The sequence below is a fragment of the Streptomyces sp. LX-29 genome, assembly GCF_029541745.1.
In the GTDB taxonomy this organism is placed as follows: Bacteria; Actinomycetota; Actinomycetes; order Streptomycetales; family Streptomycetaceae; genus Streptomyces.
Genome location: NZ_CP089746.1, coordinates 5,329,354 through 5,354,369, shown reverse-complemented (window position 1 = coordinate 5,354,369; position 25,016 = coordinate 5,329,354). Strand labels below are relative to the sequence as shown.

The 25,016-nt window shown below is 72.3% G+C and carries 15 protein-coding genes; 7 read left to right on the top strand and 8 right to left on the bottom strand.

What is annotated here, in order from left to right:
- Positions 1-29 precede the first annotated feature (29 nt).
- Positions 30-1,442, bottom strand: a complete 1,413-nt coding sequence (locus LRS74_RS22560; RefSeq protein WP_277742717.1) for a class I adenylate-forming enzyme family protein — start codon at positions 1,440-1,442, stop codon at positions 30-32.
- Positions 1,443-1,505: 63 nt separating this feature from the next.
- Positions 1,506-2,168, bottom strand: coding sequence for a thioesterase domain-containing protein (locus LRS74_RS22555; protein ID WP_277742716.1), 663 nt, complete (start codon positions 2,166-2,168; stop codon positions 1,506-1,508).
- A 566-nt stretch (positions 2,169-2,734) separates the two neighbouring features.
- Between LRS74_RS22555 and LRS74_RS22550 the strand changes: the two genes are divergently transcribed.
- The 3 genes from LRS74_RS22550 (at position 2,735) to LRS74_RS22540 (ending at position 6,236) form a co-directional block, all read left to right on the top strand.
- A complete protein-coding gene (locus tag LRS74_RS22550; protein WP_277742715.1) occupies positions 2,735-3,742 on the top strand; it encodes an ABC transporter ATP-binding protein in 1,008 nt (335 codons plus the stop codon).
- Positions 3,739-5,172, top strand: coding sequence for an ABC transporter permease (locus tag LRS74_RS22545; RefSeq protein WP_277742714.1), 1,434 nt, complete (start codon positions 3,739-3,741; stop codon positions 5,170-5,172). Before LRS74_RS22550 ends, LRS74_RS22545 begins: the two co-directional genes overlap by 4 nt.
- Before the next feature lie 104 nt (positions 5,173-5,276).
- Positions 5,277-6,236: an ACP S-malonyltransferase gene (locus tag LRS74_RS22540; protein WP_144383523.1), complete on the top strand. Its 960-nt coding sequence runs from the start codon at positions 5,277-5,279 to the stop codon at positions 6,234-6,236.
- A 58-nt stretch (positions 6,237-6,294) separates the two neighbouring features.
- Here LRS74_RS22540 and LRS74_RS22535 read toward each other — a convergent pair whose 3' ends face one another.
- The 5 genes from LRS74_RS22535 to LRS74_RS22515 all read right to left on the bottom strand — a co-directional run bounded on the left by LRS74_RS22535 (position 6,295) and on the right by LRS74_RS22515 (position 11,734).
- Positions 6,295-6,921, bottom strand: a complete 627-nt coding sequence (locus LRS74_RS22535; RefSeq protein ID WP_277742713.1) for a hypothetical protein — start codon at positions 6,919-6,921, stop codon at positions 6,295-6,297.
- Between the two features lie 49 nt (positions 6,922-6,970).
- Positions 6,971-9,313 carry a DUF6571 family protein gene (locus tag LRS74_RS22530; RefSeq protein ID WP_277742712.1) on the bottom strand — a complete coding sequence of 781 codons (2,343 nt, stop codon included), beginning with the start codon at positions 9,311-9,313 and terminating at the stop codon, positions 6,971-6,973.
- The gene (locus LRS74_RS22525) at positions 9,313-9,783 is read right to left on the bottom strand and encodes a hypothetical protein (protein WP_277742711.1); all 471 of its coding nucleotides are present in this window, start codon (positions 9,781-9,783) and stop codon (positions 9,313-9,315) included. The genes LRS74_RS22530 and LRS74_RS22525 overlap by 1 nt, the downstream gene beginning before the upstream one ends.
- A gap of 131 nt (positions 9,784-9,914) precedes the next feature.
- Positions 9,915-10,490 carry a GNAT family N-acetyltransferase gene (locus tag LRS74_RS22520; RefSeq protein ID WP_277742710.1) on the bottom strand — a complete coding sequence of 192 codons (576 nt, stop codon included), beginning with the start codon at positions 10,488-10,490 and terminating at the stop codon, positions 9,915-9,917.
- Positions 10,487-11,734 (bottom strand): hypothetical protein, encoded by a 1,248-nt coding sequence (locus tag LRS74_RS22515; protein ID WP_277742709.1) that lies wholly within the window; start codon positions 11,732-11,734, stop codon positions 10,487-10,489. The genes LRS74_RS22520 and LRS74_RS22515 overlap by 4 nt, the downstream gene beginning before the upstream one ends.
- Positions 11,735-12,015: 281 nt before the next feature.
- Here LRS74_RS22515 and LRS74_RS22510 point away from each other — a divergent pair, with 281 nt between their 5' ends.
- From LRS74_RS22510 to LRS74_RS22495, 4 genes are all read left to right on the top strand, one after another.
- On the top strand, positions 12,016-12,570 hold the full coding sequence (locus LRS74_RS22510) for a hypothetical protein (protein WP_277742708.1): 555 nt from the start codon (positions 12,016-12,018) through the stop codon (positions 12,568-12,570).
- Positions 12,570-12,740, top strand: a complete 171-nt coding sequence (locus LRS74_RS22505; protein WP_277742707.1) for a hypothetical protein — start codon at positions 12,570-12,572, stop codon at positions 12,738-12,740. Before LRS74_RS22510 ends, LRS74_RS22505 begins: the two co-directional genes overlap by 1 nt.
- Positions 12,737-13,069, top strand: coding sequence for a hypothetical protein (locus LRS74_RS22500; RefSeq protein ID WP_277742705.1), 333 nt, complete (start codon positions 12,737-12,739; stop codon positions 13,067-13,069). The genes LRS74_RS22505 and LRS74_RS22500 overlap by 4 nt, the downstream gene beginning before the upstream one ends.
- Before the next feature lie 84 nt (positions 13,070-13,153).
- Positions 13,154-13,348: a hypothetical protein gene (locus tag LRS74_RS22495; protein WP_277742704.1), complete on the top strand. Its 195-nt coding sequence runs from the start codon at positions 13,154-13,156 to the stop codon at positions 13,346-13,348.
- A gap of 64 nt (positions 13,349-13,412) precedes the next feature.
- On the opposite strand, the gene LRS74_RS22490 is transcribed toward LRS74_RS22495, so the two are convergent.
- Complete coding sequence (locus LRS74_RS22490; RefSeq protein WP_277742703.1) at positions 13,413-24,968, bottom strand: type I polyketide synthase; 11,556 nt, start codon at positions 24,966-24,968, stop codon at positions 13,413-13,415.
- Positions 24,969-25,016 lie beyond the last annotated feature (48 nt).

The following is a 25,016-nucleotide window of genomic DNA, read 5'->3' as shown; positions in this document are numbered from 1 at the left end:
CCGTTTCCCGGTCCGTCGCTCCGGTCCCGCTACGAGGACTCCCGCGCCAGCTTCTCCAGCTGCTTCTTGTCCGGCTTGCCGTTGCGGTTGAGCGGGAACGACTCCAGCACGACGACCCGGTTGGGCTGCTCGTAGGCGGGCAGCACCTCGCACAGCCGGTCGCGCCAGTGCTGCGTCTCCCGCAGCTCCTCGTCCTCGACGAAGAAGACCAGCTGCGTGCCGCGCCGCTCGTCCGGCAGCGGGACGATCCGGGCGGATATGCGCGCGACGGCGGCCTTACGCTCGATCAGCTCCGGGTAGAGCGTGTAGCCCATGCGGTCCACGGCGAACTTGCGCCCCAGGACGAAGAGGTTGTCGTCCTCGTCCAGGTAGCCGAGGTCGCCGGTGGGCTGCCAGCCGGACGGGAAGGGGTCGATGCCGCCGTCCTCGGCGAGGTGGCCCTCCAGCGCGTCCGGGGTGTCGACCTCGATCTCCCCGGCCTCGCCGGCGGCCACCGGCACGCCGTCCTCGTCCACGACGCGCAGCTTGATGCCCTCCATGGCGCGGCCGCAGGAGACCGGGTTGTCCAGGGTGGCGAAGGCGATGTTGCCGAGCTCGGTGGAGCCGTAGCTGTCCAGCAGCGACAGCCCGAACTCGTCGACGTAGCGGTCGGAGAGCGCCCCGTCCAGTGGTGCGGCGCCGGAGCAGAACATCCGCACCCGCTCCAGATGGGCGCGGAGCGCGGGCTTGCGGGTGACCAGGTTGAGGATGGAGCGGTAGCTGGCGGGGGTGGCGTCGATGACGGTGGCCCCGGTCCGCCCGGCCATCTGCACCGCTCGGTCGAGCCGCTTGTACGGGGCGATGACCAGCGAGCACCGGCGTATCCAGGCGATGAGCACCATGGACAGCCCGTACTGGTGGGCGAAGGGGAGCAGCGGGAGCAGCACGTCGTCCTCGACGTGCCCCACCTGGTCCGCGTTGCGCTCCAGGTTCTTCAGGAACTTGCGGCCCGACTTGACGGCGCCCTTGGGCTGGCCGGTGGAGCCGGAGGTCCACATGATCAGGCCGTCGGGTCGGTCGCCCCACGCCTCGAAGTCCAGCCGCTGCCCGGGGGCGAGCGGGCGGCCGGCGGCGGGGGCGATCAGCTCGTAGAGGTTGACGGCGGGGGTGTCGTCGTCGATCGGGGCGTCGTCGTCGACGAAAGCCACCTTGGTGCCGGTGCGCAGCGCGATGCGCCGGGTCTCGTCGACGTGCTCCTGCTGGTCGACCAGCACGATGGAGGCGCCCACGTGCATCAGCGCGAACAGCACGCTCACGTAGGCGGCGGAGTTGCCGGCCTTGAGGATGACGCGGTCGCCTGCGACCACCCCGTGCTCACGGATCACATCGGCGACACGCAGTGCGTCCTGCTCGAAATCTGCGAGGGTCTGCACCGAGTCGACTGCAAAGATCTTCGCGGTCATCGGTCGTACTCTTTCCTCTTCTTCTGTGTGGAGTACGGGCAGCCGCGGGACCCTTGCCGGCCCCTAGGCGCCCTCGTGGGCGGCGCCGATTTCCCACTCGGCATCGAGGGTTGACTGGGAGAGCAGCTGGTCGTGCACCAGATTGACGACCTCTCTCCGGCTCGAATCGAGGTAGCCGCGGGCCCCGGGGAACACCTCCAGGTCGAACCGTCCGCGGGTACACCGCCGCCAGGCCCGTACGCCCTGCAGCGGGGTCTTGGGGTCGCTCTCGCCGGCGAGCGCGACGATGCGGCAGCCCAGCACCGGCGGACCCAGCGGCGTGCCCCGCCGGTCGGGGTCCCGTTGGGGGCTGCTGCCGGAGACGAACAGGGTGAGCACCGCCGAGTCGGACTCCCGTTCCAGGCGTTCGGCCACCCGGTAGGCCAGGGCCGCGCTGGCCCGGTGGCCGAAGAGCGCCACGGGGCGGTCGGTCCACTCCCCCAGCGCCTCGTGGATCCGGTCCGCCAACTCAGCGGAGTCGGCTAGCTGTTCCTCCTGGTCGGCGGCGATGTCGGGCGGGTACTGCACCACGAGCACCTCCACGGTGGGGAGCAACAGCTCCGAGAGGGAGAGGTAGTACGCGGTGGAGTCCGTGGACTCGGGGAAGCAGATCAGCCGGAAGCTACTGGGGGTCTCCGGTTGCAGAATCCGTATGAGGCCGACATCTTCGGGCTTGACCTGGCTCAACGAGTACGTCCCTGGTGCCGGTTGACTACGGCGGCGCTCGTGGCGCCGGTCGTCCCGGTGGTCGATGTCGTCATGAGTGGTTCTGCACCTTGCCGTGGTCGCCGCGATGCCTCGACGCTTTGCCCGCCCTCTCCCCCGTCACCGCCCCCGATCGGGGCCGCCCGGTAAAGAGCTATTCGAAGCGCTCACGCCGCGAGGCTATGAGCCCTTATCCATGCGCCACAACCCCTAGTAACCGCTATGTGAGTACACGGTTACACCGGATATTGCGGGGGTATGCCTTGGCTATCGCAGGGGTGCCAGAGGCGTAAAATGCTGGATTCGTCGCCCATACCCGGCACTCCCCTAAAGCCCCCTAGCCGCGCCCGGCGCCCCCTAAACGTCCAGGCCACCCTTGCCGGCGAGTTGACGGTGCGTGTTAGAACATGGCAAGCAGGTTTTCCGTAATCCCATATATCGGCGCGCGACAGCGCAGCAGGTCGCCTTTGGTCTGGTCCTGGCACAACACCGCGCTGCCGTCTCGTGTTCCGTCTGATACGCAGGCATCGATGGATACAACACGCCCCATGGATTTCGCCGTCATTGTCGACGGCCTCAGAAAGCACTACCCCGGCCGTCCCGCACCCGCGGTGGACGACCTGAGTTTCACCGTCAACCACGGTGAAGTCTTCGGTTTTCTCGGCCCCAACGGCGCCGGCAAGACCACCACCATCGGCATTCTCACCACCCGGGTCGCACCGACCGGTGGTCGGGCGTTCGTGCAGGGCGTCGATGTGGTGGCCAAGCCGGCCGTGGCCCGTCAGTCCTTCGCCGTCGTCCCGCAGCGCAACAATCTCGACCGCTCCCTGACGATCCGCCAGAACCTCACGTTCCACGCGGGTTACCACGGGCTGTCGCGGGTGGAGCGCAACAAGCTGGCCGACGAGAGTCTGGAGTGGGTGGGCCTGGCCGACCACGCCGACGCCCGGGCGGACCAGGTCTCCGGAGGCCAGGCGCAGCGGGTGATGATCGCCCGTGCGCTGATGCACCGCCCCCGGGTGCTGTTCCTGGACGAGCCCGCCACCGGCCTCGACCCGCAGTCGCAGATCTTCGTGCACGAGCGGGTCGCCGAGCTCAAGACGCGCGGCGTCACGGTGGTCATCACCACCCACAACATGGACGAGGCAGCCAAGCTGTGTGACCGGGTCGGCATCGTCGACCACGGCAAGCTGCTGGCCCTCGACACCCCGCAGGCCCTGATCGACACCCTCAGCAACACCGCGCTGACGGTGACGGTGCAGCCGCCGGCCCACGGGCTCGACTACGCGCTCTCGCTGGTGCGCAACATCTACGGCGTGGAGCGGGTCGAGACCTTCCAGCAGGACGACGACGATCTCGTGGACAGCCTGCTGGGCGGGGCCGGATTGGACAGCAGCGTACGGCTGAAGATCTACAGCGACGCGCCCTCCTCGACCATCCTGCCGACGTCCATCAAGGCGCTGACCGACGCCGGCTGCGAGATCAAGGACCTGAGCGTCAGCCAGGCGACGTTGGAGGACGTCTTCGTCGAGCTGACCGGAAGAGAGCTGCGATGACCACTTCCGCTCCCCCGTCCACGCCCGCCGGGGACGGAGCCGCAAAGAAGTCCGCCGGGGGTGCCGAGCCCCGCGGCGAGGGGGCCGCCAAGCCCGCGATATCCGCCAAGGGCGGGGCACCGGGCCAGGGTGCCGCGTCCGGCGGGTCGGGTTCGCCCGGCCGAGGTGGCGCGTCCGGCGGTGGCAAGTCCACCGGTGGCAAGCCTGCCGGCGGCAAGTCCGCCGGGGGCAAGCCCGCCGGTGGCGCGGCCGGCAGGGCTCCCGGGACGAAGGCCGGCGACGCCGGTCCCGCCGCCGGGAAGGGCAAGCCGGCCGGGGACGGGAAGGGCGGCGCCTCGGGCAACTCCGACACCGCCGTCGTCCCGGTGATCACCAACGTCACCTCGCCCGCCCTGCCTCCAGGCCATGTCTTCGCCACCCCGACCGACACCGACAGCGAGACCGACACCGAGACCGGGGCCGGCGCCCTGGCCAAGGGCGGTTCCCAGGCCAAGGGCGGCGCCCAGGCCGAGGGCGGCGCCGGGGTGAAGGGCGCCGCCGTCGAGGGTGGCGCCAAGGGCGGTGGCGTGGCCGTCGCCGAGGCCGTCGCCGCGCCCGCGGCCGCCGTCAAGCCGGCCCGGTCCGCGGGCAAGGGCGGCCGGCACCGGCGCCGCGCGGGTCGCTGGCGCACGTTCTTCTTCATCCTGTGGCGGGACATCTTCGTCACCGGCCGGGAGCTCGCGCCCTTCCTGGGCCAGGTGCTGGTCGAGCCGTTCTTCATCCTCTTCGTCTTCGGCAAGGTGCTGGGACAGCTCGGCTACACGGCGCCCGGCTTCGAGCAGGTGCTGCTGCCCGGCGTCGTCGCGCTGAACAGCTTCCTGGTGGCGCTGCAGAACACCGCGCTGCCGCTGGCCATCGACTTCTCCTGGACGAAGGAGATCGAGGACCGACTGCTGGCGCCGATCCCGTTCGCGCTGGTGGCGATCGAGAAGGTGGTCTTCGGCGCGATCCGCGGTCTGATCGGCTCGCTGATCATGATCCCGATCGGTCTGGCGCTGCTGGACAACGTCAGCTGGCCGTTGCACACGCTCCCCGCGACGCTGGGCATCCTCACCCTCGGCGGGCTGGTCGGCGGCTGTGTGGGGCTGACGCTGGGCACCCTGGCGCCCGCCCGCCACATCAGCATCGTGTTCGCCATGACGCTGACCCCGATCATGTTCACCGGCGCCACCCAGTTCCCGTGGCAGAGCCTGTCGGACCTCCGCTGGTTCCAGATCCTGTGCGCCTTCAACCCGCTGACGTACGTCAGCGAGGCGATGCGCGGGCTGCTGCTGCCGCCCGAGGGGCCGGACTCGATCCCGCTGTGGATCTGCGTCTCCGCCATCGGCGCCGCGTGCCTGCTCTACGGGTTCATCGGCATCAAGGGCTTCAACAAGCGGGCGCAGGACTGACCCTGAGCCGACCGAGCGCGACATCCGAGGGGCCTGCCGGCGCGGGCCCCTCGGCTGCGTTTTTTCCAACCCCCGAGCAGTCCGAGAAGTGAGGACACACCGACATGACGGCAACCGAGTCGACCGCCGCCGCACAGCCCAAGACCGCCATCGTCTTCCCCGGCATGGGACCGTCCAGCTTCGCCGAGGTGGGCAAGTTCCTGATGCTCGACCCCTTCGCCCGCAAGCGGCTGGCCGAGGCCGACGAGGCGCTGGGCTACTCCGTCTTCGACCGCCTCCGCGACTCCGAGGACGACTACTCCGAGGCCACCCAGATCGCCTTCCTGGTCAACTCGATGGCCTCGGCCGACCGGGCCGTGGAGGAGCTGGGCCTCGTCCCCGAGATCTGCGTGGGCCCCAGCTTCGGCCAGAAGGCGGCCACCGCCTTCGTCGGCTCGCTGCCCTTCCCGGAGCTGGTCCGGCTCACCGCGGAGATGGCCCGCTACGAGATCCAGTACTTCACCGAGGAGTACCAGGACGCGGTCACCCACACCTTCTTCCGCACCCCCCGGGAGAAGCTGGCCGAGATTCTCGCCGAGTTCGACGAGCGCGGCGAGTGGTACGACTACTCCGGCTACCTCGACGAGGGCTTCTGCATGATCTCCCTGCGGGAGAAGGAGCTGGAGGGGCTCAAGCACCGGGTCAGCCAGATCGGCGGCTACTCGATGTACACCATGGTGCCGGCCGTGCACGCGCCCGCCTTCAAGGAGCTGCGCCGCCGCGTCGAGGAGGACGTCCTGCCGAAGTACGAGCTGGCGGACCCGAAGCTGCCGGTCGTCACCGACCAGGACGGCACGATCATCCGCACCGCCGACGCGCTGCGCACCATGCTCCTGGACACGTTCGATCTGCCGATCGACTGGCCGAAGGTGGTCGCCTCCCTCAAGGCGGAGCAGGTCGCCAAGGTCTGCATCGCCGGCCCGGACAACCTCTTCCACCGGCTGGACACCACGAAGTCCAACTTCGAGGTCGTCACGGTGGGCCCGGGCAAGCGCGCCCGCGACCGCGCCCCCCGCAAGCGCTGACCCCGCGGGGCGCGCGGCGAGGGGCACGTCCTCCCGAGGGGCCGGGCTCCGGGCGGCCCTAGCGGCCCTTCTCCGGCTTCCGGTACGCGGAGCGGTCGGACGGCTCGGGGAGCTTCGTCGGAATGCCGGCCTGCTTCCGACAGCCCAGCTCCTCGGCCATCACCCGGGTCGCGGCATGGAGGATGGTCATGAGCAGCCGGCCCCGCTCCGGCCCACCCGACACCTCGTAGGCGTCGTCCTTGGGCCACAGATGCAGGGTGCCCAGCGCGATGGGCGGAGCGCCCTCGCCGAGGCCCCCGTCGCAGCGGAAGGCGATGAGCGCGTCGCTCTCACTCGCCTTCCCGTACAAGCCCACGCGGTAGTACGTCTCGTACGGCCTCAGCCTCTCCGGCCAGTCGATCTCGGAGCCCGGGTGGGCGAACTCGATGTCGAAGAGGGGCGAGCCTTCGGTGTCCCGCGCCTCACGCACGCGGCACACCGACGAGCGGCGCGTCTCCTGGAAGGAGACGCCCTGCCGCAGGTTGGCCACCGCGCCTTCGAACGAGGGGCCCTCCACATCCCGGAACTCCTCCACCCGGCTCAGGCGGTCGAGCGCCTGAGCCGCCGGCGCGTCGAGCGAGGAGGCGCACACCTTCGCCGCCGGAACGCCGTCCGCCTTCTTCTCCTCCGCCGTGCACGACGCCACGCTCAGCGCCGCGACGCACAGCCACAGCGGGAGTGCCGTCGTGCGACGGTCACGGCGTGTACGGACTGCGTCCCCGGTAGAGGTCGGTCGCCGTCCCCGTGCCGAGGTAAGCCTGCTTGATCCGATCAGAGAGCGTGCCCTTCGCGTCCACGGCATCGACACCCGCCCCGTACTCCCTCTCGTACTTCGCGAACTCGTACTGCTCCGCCGTCTTGCCCAGCGTCGTGACGCCGTTCTCGAAGAGCTGGCGGGAGTCGGTGGGCTGGGGGAGCTGCGGGCCGCCGAACACCGCGTCGTTGTGGAAGAGCTTCGCGAACTCCGTGGCCCCGCCCATGACCACGGGGATGGCCAGCCCCCAGGGACCGGACTTCCCCACGATGTTGACGATCCCCTGTGCCACCGCGGGGGCGCCGGCGCTCATGCCCACCCGCGTCCAGTCCGTTGAGTTCTTGTACGCGGCCTCCGCCGCCGCCTTCTCGTGCTGGTACGTCGCCTCGATCTGCCCGGAGAGGGAGTGGTCGAGGATGCCGCGCACCTCGGCCTCGGTGAGGAGCGCCCGGCGGGAGTGGGCGTAGTTCTCCACCCCTTCGGCTGATGGATTCTGCGCGAACCGGTCGAGGGTGTAGAGGTGTTCGGCCTGGTTCATGATGGCGTGCGAGTCGGGGTTCTGGCCGAGGACGCTGAGGAAGTCGACGGCGCCCTTGCTGCCGAAGTCGGCGCGGCCCTGGTACCCGGCGGGGAACGCCTCGTCGTTCTCCAGGGAGTCGCCCACCCCGGAGACGGCGTGGTTGATGTCGTCCACATAGGACCCGCCCATCACGCCGAGGCTGGTGGCCATCGAGGGCTGCTCGTGGAGGAGCCGGGGGCCGTCCTCGCCGCCGTAGACGGCGACGACCTGCTCCATCACATCGGCGGTCGCCGCCGTCCGCCGGTCGCCACCGTGGTTGAAGATCTCCGGATCCTTGCCCCGGAGCTCCTCGGCGTCCCAGGCGTAGCCCGTGGTCGCCGCCGTGAGGGCGTGGCCGAGCGCCTCGTGTCCCGGCATCTTGCGGGGCTCGCCCGAGGTGTTCCCGTCGAAGATCCAGTTGCGTTCCTGGGCGAGGTAGGCGAGGTGGGAGTTGATCTCGGACTTCTGGTCCACCACCCCGTTGACGCCGCCGGGCTGCTTGAAGAACTCGGTGGAGGCGGCCGGGTTGTGCCCCAGACCCTCAAGGAAGCCGATCACCGGGTCATGGCCCTTGTCGAGCCAGCCGTCCTTCTTGGCTCCGTGCAGGTTGAGCATGTCGACGTCGGCGTTGTTCGACCAGTAGGGCAGGCCGTCCCGGGTGTTGTTCTTCTTGTCCCAGGCCAGGAGCCGGTCACCGTAGGTGTTCAGGAACTTCGCGTCGTACGTGCCGAAGCGCATGAGGTTGCTCATGACCTGGTAGCCGTACGGGTGGGTGTTCCCGCCGCTCTCCAGCCGCTCCGGGCCCATGCGGAGGATCTCGTCCTTCCACGCCTTCATGTCGGGGCTGTCGGAGTGGGTGGCGGTCGCCAGCGTGGTGCCCAGGCTGACCTGGAGGTTCTCCGCCGCCGGCCACCAGACCTTCTCGTCGATGTCCGTGTCGGGGAAGTTCAGGTTGCGCGGATGGGTGGCGTTGTACCAGAGCTGGAGCGTCTTCTCCGGCCCCAGCCCGGTGGCGAACGCCTCGGCGAACAGCGGGTCCTTGCTGTGCCGCCCCATGAGCTCCGACAGCTGCTTCAGCTGGTCGGAGCTCATCTTGCCGTTCTCGATACCGCCGAGTGAGACGGCCTGCTTCAGGTCCTTCTCGGCTTCCCGGCGGGCCTCGCCCAGGCTGTCGTACGCCTTCTCGTTGAACCCGCGCGACTCGCCGTTGACGTCGGCCGTCAGGGCCTGGACCAGCGCGCTGTCCGCCTGGGCGGCCTGCTCGATCGCCTTGCGGGTGCGGTCGCGGTAGTGCTCGAAGGTGTCCTCGTAGGACTTGGTCAGCGCGGTACGGCTCGGCTCCTCATCGGCGCTGAGCTGGAGGTAGACCGATCCGTCGGTCTTGTTGAGCCTGAGGTGCTTGTGCCCCTCGAGCTCGGTCTCGATGGCCTCCAGCGCCTTCTTCGCGGCGGTGAACTGGGTGAGTCCCTCACTCATCACGTTGAAGACGTGCAGGGACTCCGACACGGCGGCGGACATCTGCTTCTGGATCCACTCGAACTTCTCCACGGCGCCGTCGCGGGCCTCACCCTCCCAGTCGGAGGTGTCCAGCCCCTTGGTGACGAGGTTGTAGAAGTCGATCTGGATCTGCTGGAACTTGTTGGGCGCGTTCTTCCACTGCGTGACCGCTTCGCTGAGTGGCGTGAGGTTGGCGTTGCGGACGTCGGTGTAGGTCAGTCCGCTCATCAGGGCGTGCCCCCGCCCTGCCCGTTGGAGTTCTGCCCGTTGGAGTTCTGCTGGCCGCCCCCCATGGACCGCCGCCGCTTCTCCTCCTCCGCACGGAACGCCTCCGCCGCCTCGCGCAGCGCCTGGACGGTCCCGGTGAACTTCTCCTGTACGTAGGACATCTGGTCCCGCCAGCGCTCCTGGAAGGCGGTGAGCGCCTCATCGGCGGCGAACCCGGCGAGGGTGCCGGGCACCTCCCCGGTCTCCCGCATCACGTCGTCGTCGGCCTTGAGGAAACTCCCCCGCACCTCGTCGGCCTTCCCCGCCCGCGTGTCCAGAAGCGACGAGGTGACGTTGAGCCTCGCCTGCCCCCCGGGCCCGGTGCCGCCACCGTTGACGCCGGCCTGGTTGAGCCGCATGTGAGACGGGGGCGTCGGCTGCCCCGGCGCCTGGAACAGCGCCCACTTCTCCTCGTACGTCGCGTTGCCCACGTTTCCCCCGTGTTGTCCTTGGCGACAAGATCTCCGAGCGGATGGACTGTAGGCGTTGCGGGGAAATGTGACGTGGCCATGGCGTTACCAACACCTGACGGGTCCGCCTGGCGCGCGGGCTCTATGAAGCGTCAGGCTTCGGGTTCCGGAATGACTTGCATGACCAGCAGGTCGAATACGGGGCCGTCCGGCGTGTTGCGGTACGGCCCGGCGTAGCGGTACCCGAGCCGTTCGTACAGACCTTGGCCACGCTGGTTGGAGGGAAGCGCAAGCAGCGACGACCACTGCGGGTCGATGGCCTTGACCAGTTCGGCGTGGACACGGGAGCCGATGCCCTGGGACTGCCAGGGCCGACGAACCGCTAGCTCGCACAGCCCCATGAGCCGACCGCTCAGGACCTGTGGGGGGATGTGGGGCAGCAGTTCCGCGCCGAACCAGTACTCGGGGGTGCAGGGGAAGGCGTATCCGAAGCCGACCATCGTCCCGCCGCTGTAGGCAGCGGCGAGAGAGAAGCCCTCGTGCTTGACGTGGCCCAGGATCTGACGGCGAAGGGCGGCAACGGACAACCCGTCGGTGGCCGCCTCCGGGTTGTCGACGAGTTCGGGATGCGCGTCGGCCCACACGTCGGACAGGGCGTCCACCAGGGTGGGCACCTGACCGGGCCCGTAGCTGCGGATAACAACACCCATGCTGGTCCCCGGATTCACGCCTCGCTCCTCTTCGGGGTACACCCGGTGGTGGTTCGGTACTGCTCCAGCCAGTGGGCGACTGCGGGGACACGGGAATGACGCTGCAGCGCCCCAGCGACGTCATGCAGCGCCTTCAGTAGCCGGTCCGACTTCACCTCCGGGATGAACGCCAGGACAAGGCCAGCGGCCTCGGCGGCAGCTTCCGGCTCCGGCCGGTCCCGGACAGCCTGCTGGATAGCGACATCTGCGGTGTACAGGGCCCGGTTTCGGGCAAAGCCCTCCCCGTGCAGAAGCACGGCTTGCTCCGCCCCGGCAGCGGCGCGGTCATGCTGGCCAAGGTCCGCGCGGCACAGCGATTCGAGACCGGCCAGTTCAGCGGGAGTGAAGAACTCCAGCCAGTCGGGGTCCATCTCGCGGCTTCCGTGAGCGTAATAGTTGTGCGCACGGACTACCGCCCGATCGACGGCGGAACGATCGCCCATAAGCGCCCAGCCACTGGCCTCTCTCATGTGGAACAGCGCGAGCATGCGCGGTGATTCGAGATTGCGCGCCACCGTCTGCGCGCCTTGGGCGGCGGAGATCGCTTCGCGTGGGCGGCCACTGGCCTTGGCCAGCAACGACAGACAGCCGAAGGCGTGCGCTTCCAGTCCGGCATCGTCCGCGATACGGGCAGCGGCCAGCGCTTCGCCATACAGAGAGCGCGCGTCCGCTGATCGTCCGGAGTCGTAGGAGAGCCACCCGGCGGCGATGGAGAGGAAGCCTGCGGCGGATCGAAGCTTCTGTCCGGTGCGCTGTGTATATGTGCCGTCCTGTAGCCAACGGTAGGCCGTGTGCAGAGCGTCGGCTGCTGCACGACGCAACGAGGCCGAGCCGTGATCATGGTCGTGAGAGTAGATCTCATGGACGGCCTTGCTGATGGTGCGGATCTCCCTCGCACCTACCCTCCCGGGCGCCCTCTCCAGATCAACACCCTTTGGCAGCACGAGGGCTACGCCGTCGAAGACGAAATCGCGTCGTTCCATTTCCGCATCGCCTCCTGCCGAGGGAGCGGTTGGGACCCGAAACCCCAACTCCATCATGGACCGACCCGTCATGTCGGTGAGGATGCGTCGGTACGGAGGCTGTGGGCACCGCACCGTACCGTCCTCCCACGCGGCGATCAGACGGGCCGAACAGGCAACGTTCTCCCCCATGTCCCGGCCACGTGTGACGATGTCACGGGCGAACTCCGGGCGACTCATCTGAAATTCAAGCTCGCGCACGGCCCGGAGAGTTTCATTGGGCGTCCGTTGAATGGCCATGTCCGCTCCGAGAGACTCGCGACACTCCCGCCACAGGCTAGGGGAGCCTACCGCCCGCAGCTCCTTCTCGCGCTCGCATCGGAAAGCCCCGCGCCCCGGACCCTGAACTTTCATCGTTCTTGCATCGCTCTGGCCTCCCTTCCGTCCGGTTTTACCTGATTGTCTGAGGCCGTGTCCGCAGCTCGTGAAGGTGGAGCTGCGCGCGATCGGACCAGCTCCACCCGCAGCGGGAAGGCGTCGTCATGACCCGTATTGAGCCCTGGAGGCCGCCGAATGGCCCGGACATCGAGCCCCAGCCCGCCGGCATCTGGTGGGACGCCGTGAAGGTGCCCACCGCGATCGCTCAGCGCACGCTGACACTCCTCGGGGGCGACAGCGGCGCCGTCATCGAGGACTCGTACGGCGCCGTCTGGTACTGGCTCGTGGCGCCGGGAGCCGCCGGGGACTGGACGGTCCAACGGGTGCTGGGCAAGGGCGCCTACGTCGCCGTGCCGCCGCAGGACCGCAGGTACGGGCCGGGGCCGCACTGGCGGGTTGCCCCGACGCATGACGGCTATCTCACCGAACCCGGCCGGCTGCACGCCGCGTTGCTGGCCGCGGCGAGGGCGTTGAAGCCCTGTCGTCGCTGCGATCGGCTGACCGACGAGCCCGTCGCCGTCGCCGTCGTCCATGTCGCCAGCGGAGTGGGTCGGACGATCTACGCGTGCAAGCCGTGCGCCCATCACTTCCCGCCGCAGCGCGACCCGCTCGCCGAGCTCGCCGCCATGCGGCGGGCCCAGCGCGAGGGGCGGGCGTGATGGCGGACGCGACGGTCGGCGCCCCGACCCGCGAGAGCGTGGAGACCTGGCGGGCGGTCCTCGACCACCTCACCTCGTGCGGCACCTGCTTGGGCGCCGATGCCCCCTGCCCGGCGGGGCGGGCGCTGATCCAGGCGCACCGGCGGGTGGCCAGGGCGGGCGGCGCGTGACCGGGCAGAGCCGGTGGATCAGCCTCGGCATGCGGATCGGCGGCCCCTCCCCCGCCGTCCGCGCGGACCTCGCCCTCCCGCCCTGCGAGCGGAAGCCGCCCCGCTGGGACACGGCCGCCGCCGCTGAGCGGGCCGAGTGGGAGATCGGTCAGGCCGGCTACGAGCCACTGGCCCCGTACCCCGGACGGGTGGACGCCGCCTGGCGGTGCCGGTGCACCACCTGCGGCGCCTTACGGACCCCGTCCCTCTCCCGCGTACGCCGCTCCGGCGGCTGCACGCACAAGCGCCCCGCAAGCACCAGCGATCAGGAAGGAACGCCCCATGGGTGACGAACAGGTCAACGGGTACGACGTCTTCGAGAACGAGATCGTGACTCCGGCCCCCGAGCCGGAGCCCCCGGCCGAGGACGACGAATGACGGACGAACCCCTGCCCGAGGACGAACCACTGCCGCGCCGCTCCATGATCGGCATGCTGATCAAGCGCGATCTCCCCGACCGGTCCGGCCCCTCCCAGTGGTGCGGCAAGCATCCGAAGGAGCGGACCCGACTCGTCGCCCGTGCGGGGTGGGTGTGCCTCGACTGCGTACGGGAAGCCGGCCGGGAGTGATGCGGACAAGGCCGCCGGCCCCGCCCCGGATCGGGGCGGGGCCGGCGGCCTTCATGCGCGGGGTTCAGGACGTCAGCCAGTCCCCCACCGCCCGCGCGGTCGTCCCCGCGTGCGCCTCCATCATCGTGAAGTGGTTGCCCGGCACGTCGAGCGCGGTGTGCGGCAGGTCCCAGTAGGAGCGCCAGTCTCCGTCCGTGTCGCGGGTCCAGTCGAAGAGCCGCTCTCCGGCGCGGACCAGCAGCGTCGGCGTCTTGATCTCGCGCGGGCGCCAGTCGCCGAAGAGGCGGAAGTAGGCGCCCATGGCGAGCAGTCGGGCGTCGTCGACCGGGACGTAGGCGTCGCTCCGCTCGTCCACGCCCGCGGTGAGGCCGGGCTGGATGCCGGTGGCCGCGTCCGCGTCGTGGGAGTAGATGTCGAGCAGGACGACCGCCTCCGGGAAGACCCCGGCACCCTCCAGCCGCGCGGCCACCTCGTGGGCGAGGATGCCGCCCGAGGAGTGGCCCAGCAGGACGAACGGTGCGCCGTCCGTCTGCCGCAGGATCGTCTCCGTCTGGGCTTCGACCAGCGCCTCCGGGGTCGCCGGGAGCTGCTCGCCCGCCACGAAGCCCGGGTTGGCCATCGCCCACACGTCCCGGTGGCCGCGGAAGTCCGCCGCGAAGCGCGCGTACTGGTGCGGGCCCGAGATGGACAGGATCGAGGAGAAGCAGAACAGCGCCGGCGGCGTCGAACCCTCCGTGGCCCGGGACAGGCGCACCAGCGTCGGGGGCTTGGCCAGGTCGGCCGTGCCCGTGAACGACGGGCGGAAGCGCGACACGTCCATCAGCAGGCGGGTGAACTCCTCCTGCCGGCCGGCCTCCCCGGCCTCCCGCAGCATCGCGCCGAACACGCCCTGCTCACCGTCGGCCGGCTGCTGCCGTACGGCCTCCGGGGCGGCGGAGCCGGCCACCGCGTCCGCGAGACGGTCCAGCAGGTGCCGGGCGACGAGGGCGGGGGTGCCGTGGTCGAACAGCAGCGTCGGAGGCAGCCGCAGCCCGCTCGCCGCGTTGAGCCGGTTGCGCAGCTCCACCGCGGTCAGCGAGTCGAAGCCCTGCTCCAGGAAGCCGCGGTCGGCGCCGATGGCGTCGGCGTCCGCGAAGCCCAGGACGACCGCCGCCTGCGTGGAGACCAGCTCCAGCAGCGCGGCCTCCCGCTCGGCCTCCGCCATGCCGGCCAGCCGCTGGGCCAGCGACGGGCCCGCCGTGTCCACCGGGGCGGAGTCGACCGTACGGCGCCGGGCGCCGCGCACCAGGCCGCGGAAGACGGCCGGCAGCGCGCCCGCGTCGGCCTGGGCGCGCAGCGGCGCCAGGTCCAGGTGCAGCGGGATCAGCAGCGACTCGCCGGCCGCCGCCTGGGCCGTCCACGCGGCGTCGAACAGCTCCAGGCCGTCCGCCGAGGACAGCGGCGCCATGCCCGAGCGCGCCATGCGCTGGACGTCGGCCTCCGCCATGTCGCCCGTCATCTCCGAGCGCTGCTCCCACAGGCCCCAGGCCAGCGAGAGCGCGGGCAGGCCCGCGGCCCGCCGGTGCTGGGCGAGCGCGTCCAGGAAGACGTTGGCGGCCGCGTAGTTGCCCTGGCCCGGCGCGCCGAACGTGCCGGCCGCGGACGAGAACAGCACGAACGCCGTCAGGTCCAGGTCGCGGGTCAGCTCGTGCAGGTTCCGCGCCGCGTCCACCTTCGGGCGGAAGACGGTGTCGACACGGTCCGGGGTGAGCGCCGGGATCAGCCCGTCGTCCAGCACGCCCGCCGTGTGCACCACCGCGCGCAGCGGGCGCTCCGCCGGTACCTCGGCAAGCAGCCGCGCCAGCGCCTCGCGGTCGGCGGCGTCGCAGGCCGCGACGGTCACCTCGGCGCCCAGCGCGGTCAGCTCCTCGCGCAGCTCGGCCGCGCCCGGGGCCTCGGCGCCGCGCCGGCTGGTGAGCAGCAGGTGCCGCACGCCGTGCTCGGCGACCAGGTGCCGGGCCAGCAGCCCGCCCAGCACGCCGGTGGCGCCGGTGATCAGGACCGTGCCCTCCGGGTCGAACTCCGGTGCCGGCTCGGCCGCCTGCGCCTGCCGCGCCAGCCTCGGCGCGAAGCAGTCGCCCGTACGGAGCGCCAGCTGCGGTTCGCCCGTCGCCACCGCCGCCGGCAGCGCTCGTACGGACGCCTCCTCGCCGTCCACGTCCAGCAGCAGGAACCGGTCCGGGTTCTCCGTCTGCGCGGTGCGCACCAGGCCCCAGACGGGGGTGTGCACCAGGTCGGTCACGTCCGCCTCGGCGGCGGTGGCCACGGCGCCGCGGGTGACGAACGCCAGCTGGGAGCCGGCGAAGCCCTCCGCCGCCAGCCACGCCTGCACGTCCGCGAGCGCGGCGTGCGCGGCCCGCCTGGCCTGCTCCGCCACCTCGGCCCCGGCCGCCTCGACCCCGTACGGGAGAAGGACCAGCTCCGGGGCGGGCCTCCCGCTCGCCACCACGGCCGCCAGCTCCGCCAGGTCCGCGTACGCCTCGCAGTCGACCCCGGCCGCCGCCAGCGCGGAGCCCAGGCCCAGGCCGTCGGCGCCGACCAGCGCCCACCGCCCGGCGGCGGTCGCCGCCGGGGCCGGGACGCCGGTCCATTCGAGCCGGAACAGCGAGTCGTGGTAGGCGACCCGGGCGGCGCGCAGCTGCTCGGGCGCGACGCGCCGCAGGACGAGGGAGTCGACCGTCGCGACCGCCCCGCCGGCCTCGTCGGCCACCGTCAGGGCGACCGCGTCGGGCCCGGCCGGGGCGATGCGCACCCGGAGCGCCGTGGCGCCCGCGGCGTGCAGGGTGACCCCGCTCCAGGAGAACGGGAGCCTGATGCCCTCCCCCTCGCCCAGGAAGTCGCCCAGCGCCACACCGTGCAGCGCGGCGTCCAGCAGCGCCGGGTGCAGCCCGAAGAGCGCGGCGTCGGAGCGCTGCTTCTCGGGCAGCCGCAGCTCGGCGAAGACCTCGTCGCCGCGCCGCCAGGCGGCCTTCAGCCCCTGGAACGCCGGGCCGTAGCCGAAGCCGCCCGCCGCGAACCGCTCGTACAGCTCCTCGACGTCGACCGCGACGGCGTCGGCCGGCGGCCAGACCGACAGGCCCTCGGCCTGCCCGCCCGCCGCGTCGGCCATCAGCACACCGCTCGCGTTGCGGCTCCACGGCTGGTCCGGCTGGTCCAGCCGGGAGTGGATCTCCAGCGTCCGGCGCCCGGTCGTGGTTTCGGCGGCGCCGACGGTCAGCCGCAGTCGCACCCCGCCCCGCTCGGGCAGGATCAGCGGCGCCTCCAGGGTCAGCTCCTCCAGCAGGTCGCAGCCGACCTGGTCGCCGGCGCGCACCGCCAGCTCGACGAAGGCCGTGCCCGGCACCAGCACGGTGCCGGCGACGGCGTGGTCGGCCAGCCAGGGGTGGGTCTGGAGCGAGAGCCGCCCGGTCAGCAGCACGCCGTCCGAGTCCGGCAGGTCGACGGCCGCGCCCAGCAGCGGGTGCCCGGCGGCGCCGAGCCCCGCGGAGGACACGTCGCCCATCGCCGAAAGCGGGACCTCGATCCAGAAGCGCTGGTGCTGGAAGGCGTAGGTGGGCAGCTCGACGCGGCGCGCGCCCAGATCGGCGTAGACCGCCTCCCAGTCCACGGCCACGCCGCGGGTCCACGCCTCGCCCAGCGAGGTGTAGAAGCGGTCGAGGCCGCCCTCGTCGCGGCGGAGGGAGCCGATGGCGGCGGCCTCGCGGCCGGCGTCCTCGGCGGTCTCCTGCACGCCCATGGCGAGCACGGGGTGCGCGCTGGACTCGATGAAGACCCCGAAGCCCTCATCGAGGAGCCGCCGGACACCGGCCTCCAGCTCCACCGTCTGGCGGAGGTTGGTGAACCAGTACGCGGCGTCCAGTTCGGGGCCCTCGATCCACTCGCCGGTCACGGTCGACAGGAACGGGACCTTCACGGGCTGCGGCTTCACGGGGGCCAGGAGCTCGCCGAGCTCGTCGCGGAGCAGCTCGACCTGCGCGGAGTGCGAGGCGTAGTCCACCGGGACCTTACGGGCCCGGACCTCGTCCGCCTCGCAGGAGGCGATCAGCTCGTCCAGGGCCTCCGGCTCACCGGAGACGACCACGGAGGACGGGCCGTTGACGGCCGCCACCGAGATACGGTCCTCGCCCCACGCCGCGATCCGCTCCCGGACCTCGGCCACCGGCAGGGCGATCGACACCATGCCGCCCTTGCCCGCCAGCACCCGGCCGATCGCCTGGCTGCGCAGCGCGACGACCCGCGCCGCGTCCTGGAGGGAGAGCGCACCAGCCACACACGCGGCGGCGATCTCACCCTGCGAGTGGCCGACCACCGCGTCGGCCCGGACACCCAGCGAGCGCCACAGCTCCGCCAACGACACCATCACCGCGAACAGCACCGGCTGGACCACGTCGACGCGCTCCAGGGACGGCGCACCCTCAACACCCCGCAGGACATCGACCAGCGACCAGTCGCAGAACTCGGCCAGCGCGGCGGCGCATTCGGCGATGCGGGCGGCGAACACCGGGGAGGTGTCGGGCAGTCCGGCGGCCATGCCGGCCCACTGCGAACCCTGGCCGGGGAAGACGAAGGCGGTCTTGCCGGCCGTGCCGACGCCCCGCACCAGGTCGGGCCGTGCCTCGCCGGCGGCGAGGGCGGTGAGGGCGCGGACGAAGTCGTCCCGGTCCGTGCCCACCAGCAAGGCGCGCTCGTCGTGCACCGCGCGCGTGGTGGCCAGGGAGTAGCCGACGTCGACCGGGCGCGGCGTCGCCTCGCCCTCCGGCGTGGCCTCCAGCGCTGCGGCGAGCTTGGCGGCCTGCGCGCGCAGCGCCGCCTCGCTCTTGCCGGAGAGCACCCACGGCAGCACGCCGGGCTCGACGTGCCGCTTCTCGGCGGGGGCCGGCTCCTCGGCCGGGGCCTGCTCGAGGATGGTGTGGGCGTTGGTGCCGCTGATGCCGAAGGAGGAGACCGCGGCGCGGCGCGGCCGGTCGGACTCCGGCCACTCCACGGCCTCGGTCAGCAGCTCGACGGCGCCCGCGGACCAGTCCACGTGCGGCGAGGGCTCGTCCACGTGCAGCGTCCTGGGCATGACGCCGTGCTCGATGGCCTTGACCATCTTGATGATGCCGGCGACGCCCGCCGCGGCCTGGGTGTGGCCGAAGTTGGACTTCACCGAGCCGAGCCGGAGCGGCTCGTCCTCCGGGCGCTCCTGGCCGTAGGTGGCGAGGAGGGCCTGGGCCTCGATCGGGTCGCCCAGCGTGGTGCCGGTGCCGTGGGCCTCCACGATGTCCACGTCGGCCGCCGACAGGCCCGCGTTGGCGAGCGCCTGGCGGATGACGCGCTGCTGGGACGGGCCGTTGGGCGCCGTGAGGCCGTTGCTCGCCCCGTCCTGGTTGATCGCGCTGCCCCGGACGATCGCGAGGACCGGGTGGCCGTTCTTGCGCGCGTCGGAGAGCCGCTCGACGAGCAGCATGCCGACGCCCTCGCCCCAGGCGGTGCCGTCGGCGGCCGCCGCGAAGGGCTTGCAGCGGCCGTCGGTGGCCAGGCCGCGCTGCTTGCTGAAGGCCACGAAGGTGCCGGGGGTGGCCATGACGGTCACACCGCCCGCCAGGGCGAGTTCGCACTCGCCGGCGCGCAGCGCCTGCACCGCCATGTGCAGGGTCACCAGGGAGGAGGAGCAGGCCGTGTCGACGGTGACCGCCGGACCCTCCAGGCCGAAGGTGTACGAGACACGGCCGGAGGCGACGCTGCCGGAGCTGGCGGTGCCCATGTAGCCCTCGAGGCCGTCGGGCGCGCGGTGCAGCAGCGTGCCGTAGTCGTTGTACATCACGCCGGTGTAGACGCCGGTGCGGCTGCCGCGCACGGTCGCCGGGTCGATGCCGGCCCGCTCGAACGCCTCCCAGGACGTCTCCAGCAGCAGTCGCTGCTGCGGGTCCATGGCGAGCGCCTCGCGCGGCGAGATGCCGAAGAAGACCGGGTCGAAGTGGTGGGCGTCGTGCAGGAAGCCGCCGTTGCGGGCGTACGAGGTGCCCGGCTGGTCGGGGTCGTCGTCGTACAGCCCGTCGATGTCCCAGCCGCGGTCGGCGGGCATGTCGGTGATGGCGTCGCGGCCCTCGGTGACCAGCGTCCACAGGTCCTCGGGGGTACGCACCCCGCCCGGGTAGCGGCAGCTCATCGCGACGATGGCGATGGGCTCGTCGTCGCCGACCGGGGCGGCGGCGACCGGCGCGGCGGCCGCGGCCTGGCCGCCCCGCGCCTCGTCGCGCAGGAAGCGGGCGAGCGCGGTGGGCGTCGGGTAGTCGAAGATCAGCGTGGCGGGGAGGCGGACGCCGGTGGCCGTGCCGAGCCGGTTGCGCAGCTCGACCGCGGTGAGCGAGTCGAAGCCGACCTCGCTGAAGGCGCGCTGCGGGTCGACGGCCTCGGGTCCGGTGTAGCCGAGGACGGCGGCCACGTGGGTGCGCACCAGGTCGAGGACGATCCGCTCGGCCTCGTCGGCGGAGACGGCCGCGAGCTGCCGGCCGAGCTCGCCGGACGGGGCGGAGGCGGCCGCGTTCTGGGCGGCGCGCCGGGCCACCCGGACCAGGCCGCGGAAGAGCGGCGGCAGCATGCCGACGCTCGCCTGGGCGCGCAGCGCGGCCAGGTCCAGCGGCATCGGCACCAGCAGCGCCTCGTCGGAGCGGCCGGAGGCGTCGAAGAGCTCCAGGCCGTGCTCGGCGGTGATGGCGACGATGCCGCCGCGCCGCAGTCGGGCGATCTCGGCCTCGTCCAGCTCCCCGGCCATGCCGCCGTCCTCGGCCCACAGACCCCAGGCCAGCGAGCTCGCCGGCAGCCCGGCGGCCCTGCGGTGCTGGGCGAGGGCGTCCAGGAAGGCGTTGGCGGCCGCGTAGTTGGCCTGCCCGGCACCGCCGAAGACGCCGGCGGCGGAGGAGAACAGCACGAACGCGGACAGGTCGAGGTCCCGCGTCAGCTCGTGCAGGTTCCAGGCGGCGTCCACCTTCGGACGCAGCACCTTCGCCAGCCGCTCCGCGGTCAGCGAGGCGATCACGCCGTCGTCGAGGACACCGGCGGTGTGCACGACGGCGGTCAGCGGACGCTCCGCCGGGATCGCCGCGATCACGCCGGCCAGCGCCTCGCGTTCGGCCACGTCACAGGCCGCCCAGGTCACCGACGCGCCCAGCGCGCCCAGTTCGGCCGCCAGCTCCTCCGCGCCCGGAGCGGCCCCGCCGCGACGGCTCACCAGCAGCAGATGCCGCACGCCACGCTCGGTGACGAGGTGCCGGGCGAACAGCCCGCCCAGGGTGCCGCTGGCTCCGGTGACCAGCACCGTGCCCTCGGCGTTCCAGGCGGCGTCCGTGGTGCCGGCGGCGGCGCGGCCGAGCCGCGGCGCCTTCGGCGTGCCCTGGCGTATCGCGAGCTCCTGCTCGCCGCGGTCGAGGGCGGCGGGCAGGGCGCGCAGCGAGTCGGGGTGGCCGTCGACGTCGACGAGGACGATGCGGCCGGGGTTCTCGGACTGCGCGGAGCGGGCGAGGCCGCGGACGGTGGCGGCGACCAGGTCGGCGACCGCCTCGTCCGGGGTGGTGGCCACGGCGCCCGAGGTCAGCACCACCAGCCGGGAGTCCGCGAACCGCTCGTCGGCCAGCCACTCCTGGAGCAGGGTGAGCGCCTCGGCGGTGGCCCGGTGGGTGGCGGCGGCGAGGTCCTCGGCGCCGTCGGCGGCCGGGGTGACGACGACGTACGCGGGGATCGTCCCGGACGCGGCCAGGGCCGTCAGGTCCGGGTGGGTGTCGATCGTGGCGCCGGTGGCGTCGAGGCCCAGGGCGTCCGCCCCGAGCAGCGCCCAGCGGTCGGCCTCGGCTTCCGCGGTGCGGGAGGCCGGGACGTCCGCCCAGTCCACGCGGAACAGCGCGTCCTTGACGCCGCCGGCCGCGCCGCCGGCGCCCAGTTGCTCGGGCGCCACGGAGCGCAGCGCCAGCCGGTCGACGGAGGCCACGGGGGCGCCGGTGACGTCGGCGAGCTCCAGTGCCACGGTGCCGTTGCCGGCGGCGGAGAGCCGCACCCGGACCGCGTCGGCGCCGACCGAGTGGACGGTCACCCCGCTCCAGGAGAACGGCAGCCGGCCCTGGCCGGTGCTCTCGACCAGGTCGCCGAGCCCGATGCCGTGCAGTACCGCGTCGAGCAGCGCCGGGTGCAGGCTGAACAGACCGGCGCCGGGCTCGACGCCCTCCTCCAGGGCGACCTCGGCGAAGACCTCGCCGTCGCGACGCCAGGCGGCCCGCAGGCCCTGGAAGGACGGTCCGTAGCCGAAGCCGGCCGCGGCCAGGCCCTCGTAGAGGCCGCTGACCTCGATCGGCTCGGCGCCCGCCGGCGGCCAGGCGCTGAGGTCGAAGGCGGCCGGGCGGTCGTCGCCCGCGGCGAGGGTGCCGGTGGCGTGCCGCAGCCACGGCTCGTCGTCGGCGGCGGTGTCGGCGCGGGAGTGGAAGGCCACCGGGCGGCGGCCGGTGGTGTCCGGCGCGCCGACGGCGATCTGGAGGGCCACTCCGCCCTGCTCGGGCAGGATCAGTGGGGCTTCGAGGGTGAGTTCCTCGACGAGCTCGCAGCCGGCCCGGACGCCGGCCCGGACGGCCAGCTCCACGAAGGCGGTGCCAGGCAGCAGCACCGAGCCCATGACGAAGTGGTCGGCGAGCCAGGGGTGGGTCTCCAGGGAGAGCCGCCCGGTGAACAGGAAGCCGTCGGCGTCGGCCAGCGACACGGCGGCGCCCAGCAGCGGATGGTCGGCGGAGCCGAGGCCGACCGAGCTGACGTCGCCGTAGGTGGTGCCGGCGTCCAGCCAGTAGTGCTCACGCTGGAAGGCGTAGGTGGGCAGCTCGACGCGCTCGGCGCCGGTGCCCGCGTAGTACGCCTCCCAGTCCAGGGCCACGCCGCCGACGTGCAGGGTGGCGAGGGCGGTGGTCAGGGCCTCGGCCTCGGGGCGGCCGGCGCGCAGCGCGGAGACGAAGGACAGCCCCTCGCCGGTGACGCAGTCCTGCGCCATGGCGGTGAGCACCCCGTCGGGGCCGAGCTCCACGAAGGTGGTGACGCCCTGCGCCTCCAGGGTCCGCACGGCGTCGCAGAAGCGGACGGCCTCGCGGACGTGCCGGACCCAGAAGTCGGCGCCGGCGATCTCGGCCGACGGCACGACGGCGCCGGTGAGGCCCGAGACGATCGGGATCTTCGGGTTCTCGTACGTCAGCCGCTCGGCGACCTTGCGGAAGGCGTCGAGCATGGGGTCCATGCGCGGCGAGTGGAAGGCGTGCGAGACGGTGAGCCGCTTGGTCTTACGACCCTGCTGCTCGAAGGTCGCGGCGATCGCGAGGGCGGCGTCCTCGTCGCCCGCGATCACCACGGAGCCGGGGCCGTTGAGGGCGGCGACGCTGACGCCGTCGGTGAGCAGCGGAAGGACCTCGTCCTCCGTCGCCTGGACGGCGATCATCGCGCCACCGGCCGGGAGCCGCTGCATCAGCCGGCCGCGGGCGGCGACCAGCAGGGCGGCGTCGGCCAGCGAGAAGACGCCCGCGACATGGGCGGCGGCGATCTCGCCGATGGAGTGGCCGGAGAGCAGGTCGGCCTTGAGGCCCCAGGACTCCACCAGCCGGTAGAGCGCGACCTCGATCGCGAAGAGCGCGGGCTGGGTGAAGCCCGTCTGGTCCAGCGCCGCGGCGTCGCCGCCGAACAGCACGTCCTTCAGCGGCCGTTCCAGCTTGGGGTCCAGTTCGGCGCAGACCGCGTCGAACGCCTCCGCGAAGGCCGGGTACACGTCGTACAGCTCGCGGCCCATGTCCAGCCGCTGGCTGCCCTGGCCGGTGAAGAGGAAGGCGGTCTTGCCGCGGCCCTCGACGCCCTGGACCAGTCCGGCGGCGGGCTCGCCGGCGGCCAGCGCGGCCAGCCGGTCCAGGAACCGCTCGCGGTCGGCGGCGACCACGGCCGCCCGGTTCTCCAGCGCGCTGCGGGTGGTGGCCAGCGAGCGGCCGACGGACAGCACGTCCAGTTCGGGGCGGGCGGTGAGGTGGGCGTGCAGCCGGGCGGCCTGGGCGCGCAGGGCGTCCTCGCCGCGGCCGGAGAGCAGCCACGGCAGCAGCGGCAGCGAGCGGGGCGCCACCGGCTCGGCGGCCTCGGCGCTCTCCGCGGCCTCGGCGCTCTCGGTGCCGTCGGCGGCCTCGGGGGTCTCTCCCGCGGCGGCCTCCGCCGGCGGGGCCTGCTCGATGATCACGTGGGCGTTGGTGCCGCTGATGCCGAAGGAGGAGACGGCGGCGCGGCGCGGCCGGTCGCTCTCCGGCCACGGGCGGGCCTCGGTCAGCAGCTCGACGGCGCCCGCCGCCCAGTCGATGTGCGGGCTGGGCTCGTCGATGTGCAGGGACTTGGGCACGGTGCCGTGCTCGATGGCCTTGACCATCTTGATGATGCCGGCGACGCCCGCGGCGGCCTGGGTGTGGCCGACGTTCGACTTGATGGAGCCCAGCAGCAGCGGCTGCTCGGCCGGGCGCTCCTTGCCGTAGGTGGCGAGCAGCGCCTGTGCCTCGATCGGGTCGCCGAGGGTGGTGCCGGTGCCGTGCGCCTCGACCACGTCGATCTGGTCGGAGGTCAGCCGGGCGCTGGCCAGGGCCTGCCGGATGACGCGCTGCTGCGAGGGCCCGTTGGGGGCGGTCAGACCGTTGCTCGCGCCGTCCTGGTTGATGGCCGAGCCACGGACGATCGCCAGCACCTTGTGGCCGTTGCGCCGGGCGTCCGAGAGCTTCTCCACCAGGAGCATGCCGGCGCCCTCGGACCAGCCGGTGCCGTCGGCGGCCGCCGCGAAGGACTTGCAGCGGCCGTCGAAGGACAGCCCGCGCTGCTTGCTGAACTCGGTGAAGGTGCCCGGAGTGGACATGACGGTGACGCCGCCGGCGAGCGCGAGGGTGCACTCGCCGTTGCGCAGCGCCTGCATGGCCATGTGCAGGGTGACCAGCGAGGAGGAGCAGGCCGTGTCGACCGTGACGGCCGGCCCCTCCAGGCCGAAGGTGTACGCGACGCGGCCCGAGGCGATGGAGCTGGAGCCGCCGGTGCCGAGGTAGCCCTCGACACCGGGCGGCACGGCCCGCAGCCGCGAGGCGTAGTCGTGGTACATCACGCCGGCGAAGACGCCGGTGCGACTGCCGCGCACCGTCGTCGCGTCGATCCCGGCCCGCTCGAACGCCTCCCAGGTGGTCTCCAGCAGCAGCCGCTGCTGGGGGTCCATGGCGAGCGCCTCGCGCGGGTTGATGCCGAAGAACGCCGGGTCGAAGTAGTTGGCGTCGTGGAGGAACCCGCCCTCGCGGACGTAGCTGGTGCCCGCGCCGTCCGGGTCGTCGTCGAAGAGCCGCTCGATATCCCAGCCGCGGTCCGTGGGGAACTGGGAGATGCCGTCCCCACCCTCGGACACCAGCCGCCACAGGTCCTCGGGCGACTGGATGCCGCCCGGGTAGCGGCAGCTCATGCCGACGATCGCGATCGGCTCCTGGTTCTCCGACTCCACCTCCTGGAGGCGGCGTCGGGTCTCGTGCAGGTCGGCAGTCACCCGCTTGAGAAAGTAACGGAGCTTTTCCTCATTCATTTCGTGCGTTCCCCTTCGAGGGATCCGGAAGGCTGGTCGGGGCCGGTC

Excerpts from the sequence above, each read along its gene's own strand:
- LRS74_RS22495 (WP_277742704.1), top strand. The coding sequence starts at position 13,154 with ATGACGGACGAACCCCTGCCCGAGGACGAACCACTGCCGCGCCGCTCC.
- LRS74_RS22530 (WP_277742712.1), bottom strand. The coding sequence starts at position 9,313 with ATGAGCGGACTGACCTACACCGACGTCCGCAACGCCAACCTCACGCCA.
- LRS74_RS22505 (WP_277742707.1), top strand. The coding sequence starts at position 12,570 with ATGGCGGACGCGACGGTCGGCGCCCCGACCCGCGAGAGCGTGGAGACC.
- LRS74_RS22540 (WP_144383523.1), top strand. The coding sequence starts at position 5,277 with ATGACGGCAACCGAGTCGACCGCCGCCGCACAGCCCAAGACCGCCATC.
- LRS74_RS22545 (WP_277742714.1), top strand. The coding sequence starts at position 3,739 with ATGACCACTTCCGCTCCCCCGTCCACGCCCGCCGGGGACGGAGCCGCA.
- LRS74_RS22560 (WP_277742717.1), bottom strand. The coding sequence starts at position 1,442 with ATGACCGCGAAGATCTTTGCAGTCGACTCGGTGCAGACCCTCGCAGAT.
- LRS74_RS22510 (WP_277742708.1), top strand. The coding sequence starts at position 12,016 with ATGACCCGTATTGAGCCCTGGAGGCCGCCGAATGGCCCGGACATCGAG.
- LRS74_RS22490 (WP_277742703.1), bottom strand. The coding sequence starts at position 24,968 with ATGAATGAGGAAAAGCTCCGTTACTTTCTCAAGCGGGTGACTGCCGAC.
- LRS74_RS22550 (WP_277742715.1), top strand. The coding sequence starts at position 2,735 with ATGGATTTCGCCGTCATTGTCGACGGCCTCAGAAAGCACTACCCCGGC.